A 20526-nucleotide genomic window follows, 5' to 3' on the forward strand; every position below is an offset into this window, starting at 1 on the left:
CTACAACCTAGCGGGCTTGTACTCGTGCGCTCTCGTAGAGACAGATCGACGCCGCCGACGCGAGATTGAGGCTCTCGGCGCGACCGCGGATCGGAATGGACACCCGGTGGTCGGCCGACTGCGCGAGTGGTGCGGACAACCCGTGGGCTTCGTTGCCGAACAGCCAGGCGGTCGGCTCGGCGAGGACGTCTGAGGCGTCGTCGAGCACGAGCTCACCGTCGGCCGACGTCGCCAGGATCGTGATGCCCGCCGACCTCACCGACGACAGCGCCGCGTCGACGTCTCGTTCCCGAACGATCGGCAGATGGAAGACGCTGCCCGCGCTCGCGCGTACGCACTTCCCGTTGTGCGGATCAACCGCCTCGCCGAGCAACAGCACGGCGTCGGCGCCCATCGCGTCGGCTGTGCGGATCAGCGTCCCGGCATTACCTGGTTCACGCGGCTCGACGGCCACCGCCAGTAGGCGTGGACCGGACGACAGCACGTCGTCGAGGGACGCGTCGAGCAGCTCGGCGAGAGCGAAGATTCCGGGAGGTGTCGTCGCCTCCGAAAGCTTTTCGGCTGCGCGATCCGACAATCCGACGACATCGACGCCTGCGCCGGACGCGTCGCCGAGGACATCGGCGTGCCGGTCGGCGTCACTCTCCCGGACGAGGACCTGCAGTGCCCGACCGCTCTCCAGTGCGGCGGCAACCGCATTGGCACCTTCGACGATAAATCTTCCCTCGGACCGTCGTACCGACGCCCGATGGAGCTTCGCATACGACACGACCCGCGAGGATCGTTCGGACAAGATCTCCATCAGATGATGTCCGTGATCACTCGCGGGTCGTGTGCGACGTGTTCGATGTGAACGCTCAGGCTGCGGGAGCGTTGACGTCGGCCGGCAGTGCCTTGCGGGCAACCTCGACGAGGCCGGTGAAGGCCTCCGGGTCGGTCACGGCGATGTCGGCGAGCACCTTGCGGTCAACCTCGACACCCGCGGCCTTGAGGCCCTGGATGAAGCGGTTGTAGGTGATGTCGTTGGCGCGGGACGCAGCGTTGATACGTGCGATCCACAGCTTGCGGAACTCACCCTTGCGGGCGCGACGGTCCCGGTAGGCGTAAGTCATCGAGTGGAGCTGCTGCTCCTTGGCCTTGCGGTACAGGCGCGAGCGCTGCCCGCGGTATCCCTTGGAGGCCTCCAGCGTCGAACGACGCTTCTTCTGGGCGTTGACAGCCCTTTTCACGCGTGCCATGTCAGTTCCTCTTGTTCGTCAGATGTGGTGGTCGGGTGCGTCAGCGGTTGAGCAGTCGCTTGATACGCGGTGCGTCGTTCTCACTCACCACGGCGATGCCGTCGAGACGACGGGTACGGCGAGAGGACTTGTGCTCCAGGAGGTGGCGACGGTTGGCCTTCTGGCGGACGATCTTTCCGCTGCCGGTCACCTTGAAGCGCTTGGCTGTGCCCTTGTGGGTCTTGCTCTTCGGCATGTTCTTTCCTTCATTCGAGCGGACGCAAGCCACACCCGCGGTTGTCGGGTGCGGTATGCGTCCGCAGTGGTTCTCCGACGGTCCGTTCTCACGGACCGCATCGGCTTAGCTGGCCGTGTCGTCCTTGGCGCCCTGCTGGCGGGGCGCGCGGTCGTCACGAGTCTGCTGCGCTTTCACGCGGGTCTTCGCGCCCTTGTGCGGGGCGAGGACCATGGTCATGTTGCGGCCGTCCTGCTTGGCCGAGGTCTCGATGAAGCCGTAATCGGCGACGTCGTTTCCGAGGCGCTGCAGCAGTCGGTATCCGAGTTCGGGTCGCGACTGCTCGCGGCCGCGGAACATGATGGTGACCTTCACCTTCGAGCCTGCCTCGAGGAACCGGATGACGTGACCCTTCTTGGTCTCGTAATCGTGGTCGTCGATCTTCGGCCGGAGCTTCTGCTCCTTGATGACGGTCAACTGCTGGTTGCGACGCGACTCGCGTTGCTTCTGCGCTGCTTCGTACTTGAACTTGCCGTAGTCCATGATCTTGCACACCGGCGGACGGGCGTCGGGTGCGACCTCGACCAAGTCCAGGTCGGCCTCGTAGGCCAGGCGCAGCGCATCTTCAACACGCACGATGCCCACCTGCTCCGAATTCGGTCCGACGAGTCGGACCTCCGGTACGCGGATGCGCTCGTTGATGCGGGTCTCAGTGCTGATGGGGCCTCCTTGATAAAACCTGACAGGGGTGGCCGTCGCGGAGTGGTCGGTGGCCGCGCATGGAAAGGGGCTCTCAGCAGAAGAGCCCCGAGATGGTGTTCACCATCGTCAGGGCTCCGATACCGACCGGTCTGCACACCATTGGATGCGCATCGCCGACGGCGTGGAAAGACCACGCCCATCGGCGGGACCGGACCGTACAACTGCGTGAATCGCGTGTGCGGCAAGCGCACATATTCGACGCGTCGTAGCGGTGGGAGCGGAACTCCACTTGCGACCCCGGCGCCAACCGGGGCGGTCGTGCTATGGGAGTCTATCAGTCATGCCCGAGAACACCTATTCGCCTTCGGGCGACGATGCAGGTGACGACCTCACCGGCGTTCCGAACAACGATTCCGCGCGTCCGGACGTGACTACTTCCACAGACGATGATGACAACGTCCGTGACATGGCCGACATTCCCTCGATCGAGGTTGTGACCCGGGCCATCATCATGCTGATGAGCGCGTCGGCGGAGAAGCTCGGCCTGGCGCCGGGGGCATCCGAAGACGACGCCGATCTCGATGAGGCCCGAAAACTCATCACCGCACTGGCCGGACTCGTCGACGCAGCCAAACCGGATCTCGGCGTTCATGCCGCTCCCATCCGAGACGGACTCAAGCAACTGCAACTGGCGTTCCGCGACGCGAGCGCATACCCGGACGAGCCAGGCGAGGGCCCCGGCGAGAAGTACACCGGACCGGTTCGAGACCGTCGTCGGTGACGCTCTCGTTGGCCGCGAATTCACCGCGATGTAGGTAGCGCTTACCTAACGTTTCAGCAGGTCAGGCGAGCCTTTGCTTGCTGGAAAGGGTCAACGGACTCACCTAGATTGGAAGGCAGGGCAGATACCCGCCCGCCAACCTCGATCCAGGAGTTCACGATGGCCACGCTCGAAATGCCACATGTCGCCGAATGCACCGTCAGTGAGTGTTCCTACAACCACGACGGCTGCCACGCGTTCGCGATCAACGTCAGCGGAACCAACGGCACTGCCGACTGCGCGACGTTCATCCCCCTGACAACTCGCGGCGGCCTCGACCGCGTCTCGACCCAGGTCGGTGCATGCCAGCGGGTCGACTGCGAGCACAACGCGAATCTCGAATGCACGGCCACTGCGGTCCGTATCGGTGCAGGCGAGAGTTCCGACACCGCGAACTGCCTCACCTACTCCCCTCGCTGACGGCTTCGCGTCACCAGACCACTCTGCAGCCCTCGACGGACGTCGTGCGGGTCATTCTGTGACCAGCGCGGCGTCCGTCGTTTCGTATGCGGGCTAGCCTGAATCCATGACCTCCGAAGGTGCGCACGACCACGACCCGGCCGATCCGACACGGACGACCTCCTCGGCCGGCGGCACAGAGCCCGTCGGAGAGATCATCGACGCCGAGGTCCTGGATACGGAAGTCGTCGACACCGCCTCTCCCGGATCCAGCTTTCCCGGCTCGACGACCATCTCGAGCCCCGGGCACATCGATCCCGACTACAGCGAGCAAGGTGTGCCGAGTTTCGATTTCGTCCGCGACAAGATCGAGAAGCGCATCTCGACCGCGATCGGTTCCCAGGAGTTGGCTGAGGGCACGCCCGAGGGCCAGGGCGTCGACGACATGATGCGCAAGCGCGACGAGGCCGCGAAGAAGAAGCTCGACGAGATCCGAAAGTCCATGGGGCACTGACACTCCCCACCACTCTTCTCCCCCGGCCTCGGTGAACCTCGCGCCGGCGGCGAACCCAGTCAGTGATCCGGCCGCAGCGCGATGCGCGTCTGGGTCTGCGCGGCACCGGCGTCGCTCTTGAGCCGCCGAAGCAGTCTGTCGAGTCCCGCGGTGTCGGCCACCGATACCTGCAGCAGGTAGTCGTAAGGGCCGGTCACGTGGACCGCGTCGCGCACCATCGCCTCACGTTGCGCCCACCGCAAGAACTCCTCCGAGTCGCGATCAGGGTGCAGCCGTACGTCGATGAACGCTTCGATCCCGGCCGGTGACGGTGCGTCATCGGTGCTGATCACCGCGCGATAGCCGAGGATGACACCGTCGCGCTCGAGGCGTCGCACCCGCGCTGCGGCACTGTTGGTTCCAAGCCCCACAAGCCGACCGAGCGCACTGAACGATGCGCGACCATCATGGCGAAGTGCCTCTATGATCTGTCGGTCGATCGGGTCCACATCGAAAAGATATCAGTCGAAGCGACATCTTTTAGGCATCGTCATCAACCGCGGTCGATGGTGGTCAGATGTCGGTGATCCACGCACTCACACTCGGTCTCGTGGCGGGTTTCGGTATTGCGATGCCGCTCGGTGCGATCGGTGTGATGCTCATGCTCGAAGGAGCGGAGCGCGGTGTGCGCAGTGCACTCGAGGCCGCGGCCGGGGTCGCGACGGTCGACGCCGTCTACGCCGCCGCGGCCACAACGTTCGGAGCGGCGATCGCACCGTTCATCAGCCGTCTCGGCCCGTATCCCGGCATCGTCGGCGGCAGCGTGCTCTTACTCGTGGCGGCGCACGCCATATTCCGCGCACACTCGGCGTCGAGCCGTGCCCAGTCGACGTCGAGCCGTGCCCAGTCGACGAGGGGGCACCGCTACCTCATGTTCGTCGGGTTGACCGCGATGAATCCGGCGACGCTCATCTACTTCGCATCCATTGCCGTACCAGCTGTCGCCTTGCCGAGCGGGGGCCACATAAGTGGTTGCGGCGCAGCACTATTCGTGGCCGGGGTCGGCCTCGGTTCCCTGCTGTGGCAGGCGGTTCTGGCGATCGCCGGGGCGGCCGCCGGTACTCGGATAACCGGCAGCGGCCGTCGACTCACGATCATCGCCGGAAACGCCGTCGTCGCTTTGCTGGGCGTGTCACTGATCGCAGCATCACTGCACTGAACCAGATCGGCTGGACGAGACCGGCTGATCGGGACCGCGGGCAAACACGAATCAGCCGGCAGTCGCGACCGGCTCCCCTGTCTCGAGCACGTCGGCGAGGAACTTCCCGGTGTGGCTTCCCGGTGTCTCCGCAATGTCTTCGGGAGTCCCCTCGGCGATCACCGTGCCACCGCCCGTTCCACCTTCTGGTCCCATGTCGATGACCCAGTCGGCCGTCTTGATGACGTCGAGGTTGTGCTCGATCACGATCACCGTGTTGCCCTTGTCGACCAATCCGTTGATCACGTCGAGGAGCTTCTTGATGTCCTCGAAGTGCAGGCCGGTCGTCGGCTCGTCGAGGATGTAGACGGTTCGGCCTGCCGACCGCTTCTGCAGTTCGGCGGCCAGTTTGACGCGCTGGGCCTCACCGCCCGAGAGTGTCGGTGCGGGTTGTCCGAGACGGACGTATCCGAGGCCGACGTCGACGAGCGTCTTGAGGTAGCGGTGGATCGAGGTGACAGGCTCGAAGAAGTCAGCGGCCTCCTCGATCGGCATGTCGAGAACCTCCGAGATGGTCTTGCCCTTGTAATGCACCTCGAGGGTCTCGCGGTTGTAGCGCGCACCGTGACACACCTCGCAGGGGACGTAGACGTCCGGCAGGAAGTTCATCTCGATCTTGATGGTTCCCTCGCCCTGACACGCCTCGCATCGTCCGCCCTTGACGTTGAACGAGAACCGTCCTGGCTGGTAGCCGCGCACCTTCGCTTCGGTCGTCGCTGCGAACAGCGTGCGGATCTTGTCGAAGACGCCGGTGTAGGTCGCCGGATTCGAGCGCGGTGTCCGACCGATCGGCGACTGATCGACCTGCACGAGCTTGTCGAGGTTCCCGAGGCCGTTCACGCGGGTGTGCCTGCCCGGTACCTGACGCGCACCGTTCAGCTTGTTGGCGAGCACCGTCGCAAGGATGTCGTTGACCAGCGTCGACTTTCCGGATCCGGACACCCCGGTGACAGCGGTGAGCACGCCGAGCGGAAACGAGACGTCGATGCCGCGCAGGTTGTGCTCGCGAGCCCCCACCACGGTGAGCTGGCGATTCTTGTTGATCGGCCGACGGATCGGCGGGACCGGAAGTGTCTCGCGGCCGGACAGGTAGTTGCCCGTCAGCGATTTGCGGTTCTTCAGCAGATCCTTGTAGCTACCGGAGTGCACCACCTTGCCGCCGTGCTCGCCCGCGCGCGGTCCGATATCGACGATCCAATCGGCTGCGCGGATCGTGTCCTCGTCGTGTTCGACCACGATCAGCGTGTTGCCCAGATCGCGCAGTCGCGTGAGGGTGTCGATCAGTCGACGATTGTCGCGCTGGTGCAGTCCGATCGACGGTTCGTCGAGGACGTAGAGGACACCGGCAAGACCCGAACCGATCTGAGTGGCCAAGCGGATTCGCTGCGCCTCGCCACCCGACAGCGACCCTGCGGCACGGGACAGCGACAGATAGTCGAGTCCGACGTCGAGCAGGAACGTGATGCGTGCCTGCACCTCTTTGAGGACGCGGCCCGCGATCGCCTCCTGGCGTTTGTCGAGCTTCAATCCGCCGAGGTATCCCGCGGCGTCGGCCACCGAAAGCGCCGACACCTCGGCGATCGATTTCGGTCCGTATTCGGGGTGATCGAGCGTCACCGCGAGGATCTCCGGACGCAACCGCGCACCCTGACAGACCGGGCACGGAACGTCGCGCATGTAGCCCTCGTACCGTTCCTTCATCTGTTCGGATTCGGTCTGATCCATGCGGCGGTTCAGGAACGCCATGACGCCCTCGAACTCGGTGTAGTACGACCGTGTCCGTCCGTACCGGTTACGGAATTTGACGTGCACCTGGTGCTCGCTGCCGTTGAGCAGCGCATTCCGCGCCTTGGCGGGCAACTTCTTCCACGGGGTGTCGACGTCGAATCCCATCTCGTCGGCCAGACCGGACATGAGGCGCAGGAAGTAGTCGGCGTTGTGTCCAGTCGACCAGGGGGCGATGGCGCCCTCGGAGAGTGAGAGGTCGGGGTCGGGCACGACGAGGTCCTCGTCGACCTCCTTGCGGATCCCGAGTCCGTCGCATTCGGGACATGCGCCGTACGGCGAGTTGAACGAGAACGACCGCGGCTCGAGGTCGTCGATGGCGATCGGGTGTCCGTTCGGGCACGCCATGCGCTCGGAGAATCGACGTTCGCGGTGGGGATCGTTCTCCTCGACGTCGACGAAGTCGAGGACGACAATGCCGTCGGCCAGCCGCAGGGCCGTCTCCACCGAGTCGGTGAGACGCTGCTTGGCGCTCGGCTTCACGACGAGCCGGTCGACGACGACGTCGATGTCGTGCTTTTCCTGCTTCTTGAGCTTGGGCGGGTCCGTCAGCGAATGGATCTTGCCGTCGACGCGCGCACGGGAGAAGCCCTGGGTCTGCAGTTCGGCGAACAGGTCGACGAACTCACCCTTACGGGTGCGGACGACCGGCGCGAGAACCTGAAAACGGGTGCCCTCGTCCATCGCGAGCACCTGATCGACGATCTGCTGAGGTGTCTGCTTGGCAATTTCGGCACCGCAGATCGGACAGTGTGCGACGCCGGCGCGCGCGTAGAGCAGGCGCAGGTAGTCGTAGACCTCGGTGATCGTGCCGACCGTCGACCGAGGGTTGCGGTTCGTCGACTTCTGGTCGATCGACACCGCGGGCGAGAGCCCTTCGATGAAGTCGACGTCGGGCTTGTCCATCTGGCCCAAGAACTGCCGCGCATACGCAGACAGCGACTCCACGTAGCGTCGTTGGCCCTCGGCGAAGATCGTGTCGAAAGCCAGCGACGACTTCCCCGAACCCGAGAGTCCGGTGAACACGATGAGGCTGTCGCGGGGCAGATCAACATCGACACCGCGAAGGTTGTGTTCGCGGGCACCACGGACGATCAAACGATCAACCACTACTGTCCTATCCACATGTCTTGGCTGGTCCATACGTCTTGGCCAGCCCCTGCGCGGGATCGCCGCGCATCCGTCCGCCGCTGGGCACCGATCGTCGACCGATGTCACGTTGGGCGTGTCTGTCTCGTTGGGCGTGTCCGCGGCTCACCATAACGGCAGCCACCGACAGGAAAACTCGACGCCGTGCCGGCGGTCTCCAGGCGGCGTCACAACACTTGTCAACGATACGCGGCCCACCAGGTGTTCCCATCCTCGTCCACCGCGTCGACCTGCGTGGCTACGCTGAGTTCATGACCTCGCCCGACCTCACCATCACCGACGAATACACCGGCGATCTGTCCGAGACCGGCCCGCAGCGCCGCACACTGAGCAACGCCTCGATCGTGAAGATCTCCGTTGGGCCCATGGACAACAACGTCTACATCGTCACCAGTGCCGCGACCGGCGACCAACTCATCATCGACGCCGCCAACGATGCGGACACCATTCGCGGTGTGCTCGACGAACTCGACGGCACCCCGCGCACGATCTTCACCACGCACCAGCACTACGACCATTGGCAGGCACTTGCCGACGTCGCGTCGGCGACGGGCGCGCCGACCGCGGCCGGCAGGATCGACGCTCCCGAACTGCCCGTGACCCCCGACATCCTCCTCGACGACGGCGACGTACTGACCGTCGGTGACCTGACCTTCGACGCAATCCACCTCGTCGGCCACACGCCCGGGTCGATCGCGCTCGCACTCACCGATCCCGCAAGCGGCGTCGTCCACCTGTTCACCGGCGATTCCCTCTTCCCGGGCGGCGTCGGAAAGACCTGGGCGCCAGGCGACTTCGACACTCTCGTCGACGACGTCGAGACCAAGCTCTTCGAGCGCTATCCCGACTCGACCGTCGTGTACCCCGGCCACGGCAAGGACACGACCCTCGGCACCGAACGCCCGTCGCTGGACGAATGGCGCGAACGCGGCTGGTGAGAATCGGCCTACACGCACAACACTTGCGCCAGATCATCAACTCCGCCGAGCGCCCGACACCGGACGGGTAGCCTCGATAGAGCGCCGCCGACCCCAGTCCAACGCGTGATCGACCAACGCAGTGACCGAAAAGCCGCAGTAAACGAAAAGCACAGTGACCGACTAACAGAGTGACTTCCGAAGGGACCGTGTCAACAAGATGATCCTCCGCCGTATTGCCCGACCGATGCTCGCATCGGTGTTCATCGTCTCCGGCTATGACGCCCTGCGACACCCGCAGAAGCGAGCAGAAATCGCGGAGCCCTTCGTGGAGAGCACCGTCGGTGTGCTGCCGGACGAGGTCACCTCCGTCATCCCCACCGATCCGGTCACGCTGGTCCGAGTGAACGGCGGCATCCAACTGGCGAGCGGTGTCCTCCTTGCGACGGGCAAGTTCCCACGCTTCGCGTCGGCCGTTCTGGCGGGCTCCCTCGCACCGACGACGTTCGCCGGCCATCCCTTCTGGGAAGAGTCGGATCCCGTTGCGCGGAGCATGCAGCGCACACACTTCCTCAAGAACTTGAGCCTGATGGGCGGCCTGCTGATCTCGGCGGCCGACACCGAGGGCAAGCCCTCGCTCGCGTGGCGTGGTCGACGCAAGGCCGACGCCGCACTCGCGGCCCTGCCACTCGGCGCTAAGGCGAGCACCACAGCGTGGGATTCGATCCGCGAGCACGCACAGGATTCCGCGTCGACGCTCGGTGAGAAGTCCAGCGAGGCCGCAGGTCTCCTCAAGCAGGACGCGCACAAGTTGGGAGAGCGTTCTGCCGAGGCCGCGGAGAAGTTCCGCGATCGTGCGCCCGTCGTCGCAGAAAACGCCCGTGAGCGTTCGGCGGAGTTCGCCGATAAGGTGCGCGACCGTGCGCCCGTCGTCGCAGAAAACGCCCGCGAGCGTTCGGCGGAGTTCGCCGACAAGGTGCGCGACCGCGCCCCCGAGATCGCTGAGACGGCACGCGAGCGCTCCACAGAATTTGCCGACAAGGTGCGCGACCGCGCCCCCGAGATCGCAGAAGCCGCTCGGGAGCGCTCCGCAGAGCTCGCCGAAGCCGCGCGGGAGCGTTCCGCAGAGCTCGCAGAGTCGGCCAAGGAACTGGTGTCGACCGCAGGCGACAAGGCCGACGCAGCCGTCGCCGACAGCAAGAAGCGCTGGCGCAAGGCCCGGTCCTGACCCCTTCGCTCCACGCGCGGACCCCATCGCCTTCGGAACAGACTCCGAGCGGGCGCATGGGGTCCGCCGCGTTTCCGCCGCAGCACTATCCCTGGGTCGCGGACACCGACTACGCCCCTCTGGAGATGCGTCACGAAGGTCGCACGCTCATGGTTGCCGTCGGTTCCAACGCATCACGCGCGGTGCTGGCCACCAAGCTCGCCGATGTTGGCGGCGTCGACATCCGTCCTGCCCGCGTCGTCGTGAGCGGTATCGCTGTCGGGTATTCCGGCCACGTGTCGGCGCGCGGATACATTCCGGCAGCTCCCTTCGCGTCCCCCGGCGCCAACACACCTCTGACGGCGTTCTGGCTCGACGACGACCAACTCGCCGCACTCGACCGCACCGAACCCAATTACCATCGATTGACAGTGACCACGACTTCTCATCCCCTGCGTGAACTCCTCGACGACGTCGACTCCGCTCCCCTCCGCTCACCGATGCCGGTGCGCGAGTTCGCCATATACGCCTCACGACACGGAGTCCTCACCGATCGACGCTCGACCCCGCTCCCCTTCTCGACCCAGTCCGCAGTCCTCGCGCACCTTGCGGAAGCGCTCGACGACCCGTCGCTGGCGGAGCCGCCCGCGACCGTCTGCGCGCGACTCGGCGACACCGACGCGGGCAAGGACCTGACAGCGGGCAAGGATCTGACACGGCGCATCCAGAGCCGCGGACAGTGCCGTCCCGACGGCCTCAGCCGCGACACCGCACCCCACCATCCCGACAGCACCGCACATACCCCATTCGGTACGCACGCCGAACCCGACGATGAGATCCGATGAGTACCTCGCCGACACACACCGAACGCACCGATCCCCGCATCGATGAGGAACAGACACACCTCGACGCCGTGTACGGGCGTCTGGACAGGATGCGTGCCAACACCCGTCGTCGACTCGCCGCAACCCTGCGCGAGTCCGCGGGCACACCGCAGGCGCTGTCCGAACGCGAGTCCTACGAACGCATGTACGTCGACGACCTCGCGAAATACGATGCCGCCGAACACAATCTGTATTTCGGCCGCCTCGACCTCGACGACGGCGAGACCCGGCGGATCGGACGCATCGGAGTCCTCGACGACGATGACGGCGACACGACACTCCTTCTCGACTGGAGGGCGCCCCTGTCGCGAGCGTTCTACCTCGCAACGCCTGCAGCGCCGGAAGAGGTCGCTCGCCGCAGACACATCCGCACGCGAAATCGTGGCGTCCGTGAGGTCAACGACGAATTCCTCACCGCGGGTGAGGCTTCCATCGACGAGTCAGCGCACGGCGACGTGGTCAACGAGTCCGCGCTCGTAGCCGCCCTCAACGCCGCACGTACCGGCGAGATGACCGACATTGTCGAGACCATCCAGCGCGAGCAGGATCTCATCATCCGGTCACCGCATCGCGGCGTCACGGTCATCCAGGGCGGCCCCGGCACCGGCAAGACCGCTGTGGCGCTACACCGCGCGGCGTACCTGCTGTACACACATCGAGACATCCTCTCGCGCAGTGGAATCCTCATCATCGGCCCCAACAGCGACTTCCTCGACTACATCGGCCAGGTGCTGCCTTCGCTCGGTGAGTCCGGAGTGCTCCTCGCGACGATCGGCGAGCTCTTCCCCGGCGTCACCGCGACCGCCGACGAACCTCGACGCACCCGAGAGGTCAAGGGGCGCTTACAGATGCTCGACGTGCTCAAGCGCACGGTTCGGGCACACGAGTCGCTGCCGACCAAGCCGGTATCCGTGGACTTCGACGGTTACCGGGTCGAGATCGACAGTGCGCTCGTCAAGGCAGCGCGTACGGCGGCCCGCGGGTCGCGCAGGGCGCACAACCAGGCCCAGCCGGTGTTCCTACGCTCCGCACTCGATGCACTCGCCGCCCGGCACTCGGCGGCGATCGGCGCCAGTCTGCTCGACGGGTCGCAACTCCTCACGCCCGCCGACCTCAAGGACATTCGCGACGACATGGGTCGCGATCCGGATATCCGCGAGGCGGTGCTCGCGTTCTGGCCGACGCTCACTCCGACGGACGTCCTCCGCGACCTCTACGACGACCCCGCCGCCATCCGCAAGGCCACGCCGGGCTGGTCCGACGAGGATCGCGCAGCGCTCCACCGGGCACGCCGCAGGCCAGTCGGCAAAGCCGAAAAGGGCAGCGAGAGCGACGAGTTCACTCCCGCCGACGTTCCGTTGCTCGACGAACTGGCCGAACTCGTCGGCTACGGCACCGATGAGGCCGAACGTGCCGAACGCGAGCGATGGCGTCGACAACTCGCCGACGCCCAGGATGCGCTCGACATCCTCACCGGCTCGGCACCACAGGATCTCGAGGACGAACTCGACCCGGAGATCCTGATGGCCTACGACCTGATCGACGCAGAGCAACTCGCTGCGCGCCAGACCGACGTGCAACGCGCGACCACCGCGGAGCGCGCCTTCAACGATCGCACCTGGACATTCGGCCACGTCATCGTCGACGAAGCCCAGGAGTTGTCCGGTATGGCATGGCGCATGGTGATGCGCCGAATCCCGAACCGGTGGATGACCATCATCGGAGACACCGCACAGACCGGCGACCTCGCGGGCACGACGTCGTGGAGCGAGGTGCTGACACCCTACGTCGCGAACCGTTGGCAGTTGCGCGAGTTGACCGTCAACTACCGCACGCCGAGTGAGATCATGACCTACGCGGCGCGCGTCCTGGCGCACGTCGGCGATTCACTCACACCGCCGACCTCGTTGCGCAGCAACGGAATCGATCCGTATGCCCGTTCCGTGCCAACGGCCGAGCTCGTCGCGACTGCGATCGAGGAGGCCACGCGACCGGAACTGCGCGGGCTGACCGGAATCGTGGTGCCCGACAACCTCTTCGACGCCACCTCGCAGTTGGTCGCCGGCCTCGACCCGTCGACACTCGGCGTCGACGAGCTCCCCCGCGTCCACACGGTCACCACCTGTAAGGGACTCGAGTTCGACACGACTGTCGTCGTCGAACCGAGCGCACTCATCGCTCAGTCGCCGCGCGGATACAGCGATCTCTACGTCGCGCTGACCCGCAGCACGCAGCGCCTCGTCGTGGTCAACGCCGACCCGCTGCCAACAGAGCTCGACGACATGCCGCGTCGCTGAACGGCTTTCGACGACGCCCGTCACACCGCTGATCACACATCCTGATCGCCCGTATGGTCGCCCTCGGGGTGCAGGATGACGAGTTCGCGGGTCGCGCGAGTCATCGATACGTAGCGGTCGACGGCCCCGGTGATTCCCGAGCCGAAGACCTCGGACTCGACAACCACGACCAGATCGAACTCGAGGCCTTTCGCGGTGATCGGATCGAATGCGCGCACCCGGCCCGTGCTGGTGAAGTCCGGATCACCGATCACACACGCGACGCCCTCGTCGTTGCGCGCGAGCCACTCGGCGAGGATCACATCTCGGTCGCCGTGCGAGGCATGTCGAACGGGCAGTCCCGATTCCCTGATCGACGACGGCACGTTGGCATCCGGTATGGCAGCTCGGATCACCGGTTCGGCCGCCTCCATGACCTCGGCGGGCGTTCGGTAGTTGATCGACAACGACTCGACGCGCACGTCCCGGCATCCGACACTGTGAAGCCGTTCCGACCACGACTCGGCGAACCCCGCCCGCGCCTGCGCCCTGTCGCCGACGATCGTGGTGCTTCCGGACGGGTTGCGCCGCAGCACCATTCGCCACTGCGCCGGGGTGAGTTCCCGCGCCTCGTCGACGATGATGTGCGCGAACGGCCCGTCGAGAGTGCCGGGCTCGATGTCCGGCGCGGCCGAATCATCGACAAGAACGTCGCGCAGGTCTTTCTGCCGAAGCATCGACATCAGGCCCTCGCCGTCGTCGTAGGTCGTCGACGCCATGAGGTCGTCGACGACGAGGTCCATGCGACGGCGCTCGGCTCGCAGCGCGGCGGACCGGCGGCGACGCCGATCGTCTGCGCTGCGGTCTCCCAATCGGTTGCGCGCGGCGTCGAGAAGCGGGAGGTCGGCGTCGGTCCACGCATCCGGACGCTCTCGCTGGAGCAGTCGCACGTCATCCGGCGTCAACCACGGTGCACACATGCGGAGGAATGCGGGAACCGACCACAGGTCGCCGACGAGATCCGTCGCGTCGAGCATCGGCCACGCACGCCCCACTGCCGCCGCAAGAGATTCGTTGCGCTGCAACGCTTCCTGCACATCGTCCACGTCGAGGTCGTCGTCACCGATGCGTCGCTGCACCGTCGCGGCCAGATGTTGCCAGATGGCGCCGCGTGCCTCGTTATGGGGCGTACCTGCCTCGGGCGCCGCGAATGCTTCAGCCCAATCCCGCCGCCGCAGAGTCACATCCGCCCACTCGGTCTCGACGAGAAGCGGCTCCTTCGGCGGTTCCTCGTACCACCGGACCGCCGTCTCGATCGCGTCGACCATCCCCGCCGTCGACTTCAGTGCCGCCGCCACGTCGTCGGTCTCTCGCACCGCGGTATCGCCCTCGGCGACCAGATCGCGCAACGTGCACGTCTGCACGCCTTCTTCACCGAGACTCGGCAAGACATCGGCGACATACGAGAGGTACTGCTCGTGTGGTCCGACGATCAGCAGACGTCCGCGCGTGAGCCGCGCGTCGGAGTAGAGCAGGTAGGCGGCACGATGTAGCGCGACGACGGTCTTGCCGGTGCCGGGGCCGCCATCGACAACCAGCGCGCCTGCCGAATCGGCACGGATGATGGCGTCCTGGTCGGCCTGGATCGTCGACAACACGTCACGCATGCGTGGCGACCGACTCGCGGAGAGGCCTGCGAGCAGCGCCGAATCGCCGTCGAGCCAGACCCCATCGTCGACGGCGTCCGCGGTGAACACTTCGTCCCAGTAGTCGGTGATCTGCCCGCGCGCCCATCGGTAGCGTCTGCGGGAACGCACCCCCATCGGCTGCGCCGCCGTCGCATTGAAAAACGAAGCAGCGGCGGGCGTCCGCCAGTCGACGAGCAGTTGGCGGCCCGACTGATCGGTCACCCCGACGCGACCGATGTAGACGGGGTCAGGCTCGTCGATCAGCGTCATCCGGCCGATGCACAGGTCGAGGCCATAGCGACGCAGCGTCCGCAGACGGCTGGTCAACTGATGAATCTCGAGGTCGCGGTCCGATGCGCGCTGCCCACCTCCACCCTCTGCCCTGCGCGCGGAGTCGAGCCTGGCTGAGAGCGCATCGACCGTGCCGGCGAGGGATGCAGTGGTGTCCTCGAAATGGCGCACGTCGCTCTCGATACGCGTCGGGACGGATTTCGGTGACTCGGGCGGAAGATTGAAGACATGGTCGGTCACTGCAGGCACTGGGCGACTCCGAAAACGGCTGGGCGGCGGCGGAATCACCGATTGTGCACCCGGATGGGGGCCTTGCGGCAAGGCCCCTACCTCGCGTTATAGTGAAAAGGGCAGGGACGCAGCAGTGACCACGGCGGATCGGGAGTCACGCTCCCCGCAGCACGCATCGCGACGGCTTTCATCACGACGGCTCTCATCACGACGGCTCTCATCACGACGGCATACGTCGAACCACCAGCACACGCGCAACAGCCGGGCAGACGAATCCGTCTGCCCGGCTGTTGGGTTTCGATGAGAAGCGAACTAGGTGGTGTGCACGATCAGCACATCGCACGCAGACTTACGCGCGACGTCGGCAGGCACCGAACCCAGCAGACGTCCCGCAATCGAATTCAGTCCACGATTGCCGACGACGAGAAGATCAGCCTGAACATCGGTGACCAACTGCAGCAGAGCATCCACGGGTGCGCCCTTCACCGGGCGTGCCACGATCTGCGTGCCTCCCGACTTCGATGCCCGCTCCTTCGCCCGACGCAGAATCTCGTCGGTCGGGGCACTTCCGGTCACCTGATAAGCCTCGTCTTTGAGAACGTCGGCAGCCTCACCGGCGCCGCGATCGTTCGGAAAATATGCACATGCGATCACCAATTTCGAATCGCCCGCGATCGCACCCGCGCGATCGACCGCCTTCAACGACGATTCCGATCCGTCCGTTCCGACGACGATCGTCTGGTAAGCGCCCATCCCTGACCTCCACACATGTCTGATTCCGCACATTCGCGGACTTCATCGATCACGACAACTTTAGAGTCACCTGAATCGGCAGGATAGTGTGCCACGCAACATTTGTCCGATGATCACGGCGATCGCTACACCGCGCACCCGAGTGGGACGAACGTCCCAATGGAGAGTGTCGACTACTTGATTCCGGCAGCATCCATGCCGCGCAGCTCCTTCTTCAGATCTGCGATCTCGTCGCGCAGCCTTCCAGCGAGTTCGAACTGCAGATCGCGAGCCGCGCTCATCATCTGCTCCGTTAGTTGCGCGACCAGGTCGGCGAGCTCGGCTCGTGGCATGGACCCCACATCTCGCTTCTCGATGACCCCTGCGGAGCCACCCTTCGCCTTCGAGACTTCTCCCTGCGCTCGCCGTCCACGGCTGGCGTTGCGGCCGGAGCCACCGACGTCGACTGCCGAATCCTCCGCCTCGCGGTACACCTGATCGAGGATGTCGGCGATCTTCTTGCGCAGTGGTTTCGGGTCGATGCCGTGTTCTTTGTTGTAGGCCACCTGCTTCTCACGACGACGCTCGGTCTCTTCGATCGCGTTGCGCATCGACTCGGTAACCGTGTCGGCGTACATGTGCACCTCGCCCGAGACGTTACGGGCAGCACGCCCGACAGTCTGGATCAGCGATGTCGTCGACCGCAGGAATCCCTCCTTGTCGGCGTCGAGGATCGCGACGAGCGACACCTCGGGAAGGTCGAGTCCCTCGCGCAGCAGGTTGATACCGACAAGCACGTCGTATTCGCCCGATCGGAGTTGCCGCAGCAACTCGACCCTTCGTAGCGTGTCGACCTCGGAGTGCAGGTAGCGCACACGGATACCGAGTTCGAGAAGGTAGTCGGTGAGATCTTCTGCCATCTTCTTGGTCAATGTCGTCACCAGCACGCGTTCGTCGCGCTCTGTGCGATCACGGATCTCGTGAACCAGGTCGTCGATCTGCCCCTTGGTCGGCTTCACCACGATCTGCGGATCGACCAGCCCGGTTGGGCGGATCACCTGCTCGACGAACTCTCCATTGGATTGGCCGAGTTCGTACGCGCCTGGCGTCGCGGACAAATAGACCGTCTGCCCGATACGACCGACGAACTCGTCCCAGGTGAGCGGACGGTTGTCGACCGCGGAGGGTAGCCGGAACCCGAAGTCGACCAGATTGCGCTTGCGCGACATGTCGCCCTCGTACATGCCGCCGATCTGCGGGACCGTCACATGCGACTCGTCGATCACGAGGAGGAAGTCGTCGGGGAAGTAGTCGATCAGCGTTGCGGGGGCGCTGCCCGCCGGCCTGCCGTCGATGTGGCGCGAGTAGTTCTCGATGCCCGAGCAGAACCCGACCTGCCTCATCATTTCGAGGTCGTAGCTGGTGCGCATGCGCAGGCGCTGCGCCTCGAGGAGTTTGCCCTTGCCCTCGAGGTCGGCGAGGCGCGCCTCGAGCTCTTCCTCGATGCTCGTCATCGCCTTCTCCATGCGCTCAGGTCCCGCGACATAGTGCGTCGCGGGGAAGATGCGCAGCGTGTCGACCTGTCTGACCACATCACCGGTCAGTGGGTGCAGGTAGTAGAGCGCCTCGACCTCGTCACCGAAGAACTCGATCCGCACCGCCAATTCTTCGTACGACGGGATGATCTCGACGGTGTCGCCGCGGACACGGAAGCTTCCGCGGGTGAACGACATGTCGTTACGTGTGTACTGCACGTCGACCAGCAATCGAAGCAGTGCGTCGCGGTCAATCTCGTCGCCGACCTCCACCTCGACCGAACGGTCGAGGTAGGACTGCGGCGTGCCGAGGCCATAGATGCACGACACCGATGCCACGACCACCACGTCGCGTCGTGACAGCAGACTCGACGTCGCTGAGTGCCGCAGGCGTTCGACGTCGTCGTTGATCGACGAGTCCTTTTCGATGTACGTGTCGGTCTGGGCGATGTACGCCTCGGGTTGGTAGTAGTCGTAGTACGAGACGAAGTACTCGACAGCGTTGTGCGGCAACATTTCTCGAAGTTCGTTGGCGAGCTGCGCAGCAAGTGTCTTGTTCGGTGCCATCACGAGCGTCGGGCGCTGGACCCGCTCGATCAACCACGCGGTGGTCGCGGATTTACCAGTGCCGGTGGCGCCGAGTAGGACGATGTCGCGCTCGCCCGCCCCGATACGACGTTCGAGGTCGTCGATGGCTTTGGGCTGGTCACCTGCGGGCTCATACTCGCTGACCACCTCGAATCGACCCTCGGTACGTTCGACGGCGCCGACAGGACGGTGCTCGGAGTGCGCGAGAATCGGGTGTTCGGTAGCAAAAGCCATAGTGCCAGGGTAAACGCGACCTATGACAAATCTGTTCCGGATTCACGCACACCCCGTGACCTGCGGTTAAGGTGTGACGATGTCCGATCTGCACCCGCCGAAGCGGGAGATCTTCGACGTTCCCGCAATGACCAATACGGACAACAAGGGGTTCGTCCGACCGGTGGACCGATACGAGGAGACCCCGTTCGGTCTCTACATGTCGCGCACGGCCGATCACCCCAGATTCAGTCACCTCGAATCCTGGCTGCTCCCCGCACTCGGACTTCGCGCGAACATCTTCCACTTCGTCGATGGGCATCGGACCGGGCAGCGCCTCTACCTCGACATAGGACGCTTCCACGGTCCCGACGACGATGGCCGCTGGCACGCCGAGGACTGGTACCTCGACCTCGTCGATGTTCCCGGTCGCCCACTCGAACTCATCGACGTCGACGAATTGTTCGACGCACACGCAGCGAGCCTGTTGTCGACCGCCGAGTGCGAGGAGGCCGTCCACATCGCACGGCGGGCACTGGTGGGTGCGGCCGAACATGACCACGACATCCAGAAGTGGCTCGACACCGCGACCGGCGGCCGCGTGTCGTGGCTCGACGACTGACGTCGCTACGTCTCCCGACGACCGGCACGCCAGGCGGCGACTCGCGCATATGCCCGATCGAACCAGGGTTCCTTCGCCGCGACGTACGCCTCGCGGTCGCCGTCTGCGGCGGCCATTGCGGCCAGCTTGATCGCGGCATACTCGTCACGTGCTGCGGCGTCTGACCTCAACCAATCGCGGAACTCGACGGCGAACCGACCGCCCGGTGATCCCTGCGCCCGCACATGCACATTGACCGACCGCCCGGGATCGGCCGAACCGTGGAACCTCTTGCCCCAGAGGCCGTCATCGACCGAGCCGGTCTCCGGATCCGGCTTCGGCCGGTCGCTCGTGGTCTCTGGATTACGCGGGAACCCGCCGTCGGCCAGCACGTCGGCCAGAGCATCCGCGACGTCGAGGTCGGCGACGGTGATCTGGATGTCGATCGTCGGCTTCGCGATCAGCCCCGGCACCGCCGTCGACCCGATGTGATCGATCGCCGACGCTTTGTCGCCGACGATCGCCCACAGGCGATTGACCAGTCGCACACCCGTGGCCGCCCATGCCGGCTCGGGATCGGCCAGCATCAGCGGGCCGGGGACGATCGTCCGGGAGCGCACATTCTCCTCGTATGGCACCAACCGCTCGTCCCAGAGGTGTGCGGCAGCGTCCGCGAGATCGTCTGGTGTGCCCGAGTTGTCGAGCCAGACGTCGGCGACGGCCCGTCGCTGTTCGTCGGTGGCCTGGGCGCGGATTCGGGCGCGTGCGTCGTCCTCGGGCATGCCGCGCAACTCGGTCAACCGTTGGACGCGCAGCTCCTCGTCTGCCCCCACGATCACGACGAGATGGAAGAACGGAGCCATGTTGCCCTCGACGAGCAGCGGGATATCTTGCACCACAATCGCATTCGACGGCGCCTCGGCGAGCAGTTCCTGCGTACGCGCACCGACCAGCGGGTGCGTGATCGAGTTCAGCTTCTGCCGACTCTCGTCGTCGACGAACGCCTTGGCTGCCAGCGCTGGTCGATCGAGCGTCCCGTCGGCGGCCAGGATGTCGTCGCCGAAAGCCTCCACCAACTGCGTCAGGCCTGGCGTTCCGGGTTCGACGACCTCGCGCGCGATCTTGTCGGCGTCGATGTGAAATCCACCCCGCTCCACGAAGGTCTTGGCCACGGTCGATTTGCCGGCTCCGATGCCGCCGGAGAGCCCTACACGGATCACGAGGTCCAGTGTGGCAAACGACCGGCCGATCGGGTGATCCGACCGGCGATCTCAGCGGGCCGGGAGCGCAGCGCGAATCTCACAC

At 65.3% G+C, this 20526-nt stretch carries 18 protein-coding genes and 1 pseudogene; 9 read left to right on the plus strand and 10 right to left on the minus strand.

The window, feature by feature from the left end:
• Positions 1-7: 7 nt before the first annotated feature.
• From ACRVY7_RS19270 to infC, 4 genes and pseudogenes are all read right to left on the minus strand, one after another.
• Positions 8-802, minus strand: a complete 795-nt coding sequence (locus ACRVY7_RS19270) for a TrmH family RNA methyltransferase (RefSeq protein ID WP_431818274.1) — start codon at positions 800-802, stop codon at positions 8-10.
• Positions 803-857: 55 nt separating this feature from the next.
• The gene (gene rplT / locus ACRVY7_RS19275; RefSeq protein ID WP_049698135.1) at positions 858-1238 is read right to left on the minus strand and encodes a 50S ribosomal protein L20; all 381 of its coding nucleotides are present in this window, start codon (positions 1236-1238) and stop codon (positions 858-860) included.
• 40 nt (positions 1239-1278) lie between these two features.
• Positions 1279-1473 carry a 50S ribosomal protein L35 gene (rpmI, locus tag ACRVY7_RS19280; protein WP_005208912.1) on the minus strand — a complete coding sequence of 65 codons (195 nt, stop codon included), beginning with the start codon at positions 1471-1473 and terminating at the stop codon, positions 1279-1281.
• 105 nt (positions 1474-1578) lie between these two features.
• A pseudogene (gene infC / locus ACRVY7_RS19285) lies at positions 1579-2233 on the minus strand (translation initiation factor IF-3).
• A 261-nt stretch (positions 2234-2494) separates the two neighbouring features.
• Here infC and ACRVY7_RS19290 point away from each other — a divergent pair.
• From ACRVY7_RS19290 to ACRVY7_RS19300, 3 genes are all read left to right on the plus strand, one after another.
• Positions 2495-2935, plus strand: a complete 441-nt coding sequence (locus ACRVY7_RS19290; RefSeq protein ID WP_431818275.1) for a DUF1844 domain-containing protein — start codon at positions 2495-2497, stop codon at positions 2933-2935.
• Positions 2936-3094: 159 nt separating this feature from the next.
• Positions 3095-3394, plus strand: coding sequence for a DUF1540 domain-containing protein (locus tag ACRVY7_RS19295; RefSeq protein ID WP_005208919.1), 300 nt, complete (start codon positions 3095-3097; stop codon positions 3392-3394).
• A 106-nt stretch (positions 3395-3500) separates the two neighbouring features.
• Positions 3501-3887, plus strand: a complete 387-nt coding sequence (locus ACRVY7_RS19300; RefSeq protein WP_152930025.1) for a hypothetical protein — start codon at positions 3501-3503, stop codon at positions 3885-3887.
• A gap of 59 nt (positions 3888-3946) precedes the next feature.
• Here the strand turns inward: ACRVY7_RS19300 and ACRVY7_RS19305 are convergent, their stop codons facing one another.
• On the minus strand, positions 3947-4375 hold the full coding sequence (locus ACRVY7_RS19305; RefSeq protein ID WP_049698136.1) for an Lrp/AsnC family transcriptional regulator: 429 nt from the start codon (positions 4373-4375) through the stop codon (positions 3947-3949).
• Between the two features lie 68 nt (positions 4376-4443).
• On the opposite strand from ACRVY7_RS19305, the gene ACRVY7_RS19310 reads away from it, so the two are divergent.
• Positions 4444-5085, plus strand: a complete 642-nt coding sequence (locus ACRVY7_RS19310; protein ID WP_049698137.1) for a LysE family transporter — start codon at positions 4444-4446, stop codon at positions 5083-5085.
• 51 nt (positions 5086-5136) lie between these two features.
• Here the strand turns inward: ACRVY7_RS19310 and uvrA are convergent, their stop codons facing one another.
• Positions 5137-8019 carry an excinuclease ABC subunit UvrA gene (gene uvrA, locus ACRVY7_RS19315; protein WP_270485350.1) on the minus strand — a complete coding sequence of 961 codons (2883 nt, stop codon included), beginning with the start codon at positions 8017-8019 and terminating at the stop codon, positions 5137-5139.
• A gap of 290 nt (positions 8020-8309) precedes the next feature.
• Here uvrA and ACRVY7_RS19320 point away from each other — a divergent pair, with 290 nt between their 5' ends.
• The 4 genes from ACRVY7_RS19320 (at position 8310) to ACRVY7_RS19335 (ending at position 13363) form a co-directional block, all read left to right on the plus strand.
• Positions 8310-8996 carry an MBL fold metallo-hydrolase gene (locus tag ACRVY7_RS19320; protein ID WP_431818276.1) on the plus strand — a complete coding sequence of 229 codons (687 nt, stop codon included), beginning with the start codon at positions 8310-8312 and terminating at the stop codon, positions 8994-8996.
• 199 nt (positions 8997-9195) lie between these two features.
• Complete coding sequence (locus ACRVY7_RS19325; RefSeq protein ID WP_049698139.1) at positions 9196-10203, plus strand: DoxX family membrane protein; 1008 nt, start codon at positions 9196-9198, stop codon at positions 10201-10203.
• Between the two features lie 56 nt (positions 10204-10259).
• Positions 10260-11027, plus strand: a complete 768-nt coding sequence (locus ACRVY7_RS19330) for a hypothetical protein (protein ID WP_431818277.1) — start codon at positions 10260-10262, stop codon at positions 11025-11027.
• Positions 11024-13363 (plus strand): HelD family protein, encoded by a 2340-nt coding sequence (locus tag ACRVY7_RS19335; protein WP_431818278.1) that lies wholly within the window; start codon positions 11024-11026, stop codon positions 13361-13363. The genes ACRVY7_RS19330 and ACRVY7_RS19335 overlap by 4 nt, the downstream gene beginning before the upstream one ends.
• 32 nt (positions 13364-13395) lie before the next feature.
• Here the strand turns inward: ACRVY7_RS19335 and helR are convergent, their stop codons facing one another.
• The 3 genes from helR to uvrB form a co-directional block, all read right to left on the minus strand.
• Entirely contained in the window at positions 13396-15570 is a 2175-nt protein-coding gene (gene helR, locus ACRVY7_RS19340; protein WP_431818279.1) for an RNA polymerase recycling motor ATPase HelR, read from the minus strand.
• A 294-nt stretch (positions 15571-15864) separates the two neighbouring features.
• Entirely contained in the window at positions 15865-16305 is a 441-nt protein-coding gene (locus ACRVY7_RS19345) for a universal stress protein (RefSeq protein ID WP_049698143.1), read from the minus strand.
• Between the two features lie 173 nt (positions 16306-16478).
• A complete protein-coding gene (gene uvrB / locus ACRVY7_RS19350; RefSeq protein WP_270485360.1) occupies positions 16479-18641 on the minus strand; it encodes an excinuclease ABC subunit UvrB in 2163 nt (720 codons plus the stop codon).
• A gap of 79 nt (positions 18642-18720) precedes the next feature.
• On the opposite strand from uvrB, the gene ACRVY7_RS19355 reads away from it, so the two are divergent.
• Positions 18721-19242, plus strand: coding sequence for a ribonuclease FAU-1 family protein (locus ACRVY7_RS19355; protein WP_431818280.1), 522 nt, complete (start codon positions 18721-18723; stop codon positions 19240-19242).
• Between the two features lie 5 nt (positions 19243-19247).
• Here ACRVY7_RS19355 and coaE read toward each other — a convergent pair whose 3' ends face one another.
• A complete protein-coding gene (gene coaE / locus ACRVY7_RS19360; protein WP_431818281.1) occupies positions 19248-20441 on the minus strand; it encodes a dephospho-CoA kinase in 1194 nt (397 codons plus the stop codon).
• Between the last annotated feature and the right edge of the window lie 85 nt (positions 20442-20526).

It is taken from the genome of Gordonia jacobaea, from assembly GCF_965344965.1.
Taxonomy (GTDB): Bacteria; Actinomycetota; Actinomycetes; order Mycobacteriales; family Mycobacteriaceae; genus Gordonia; species Gordonia jacobaea.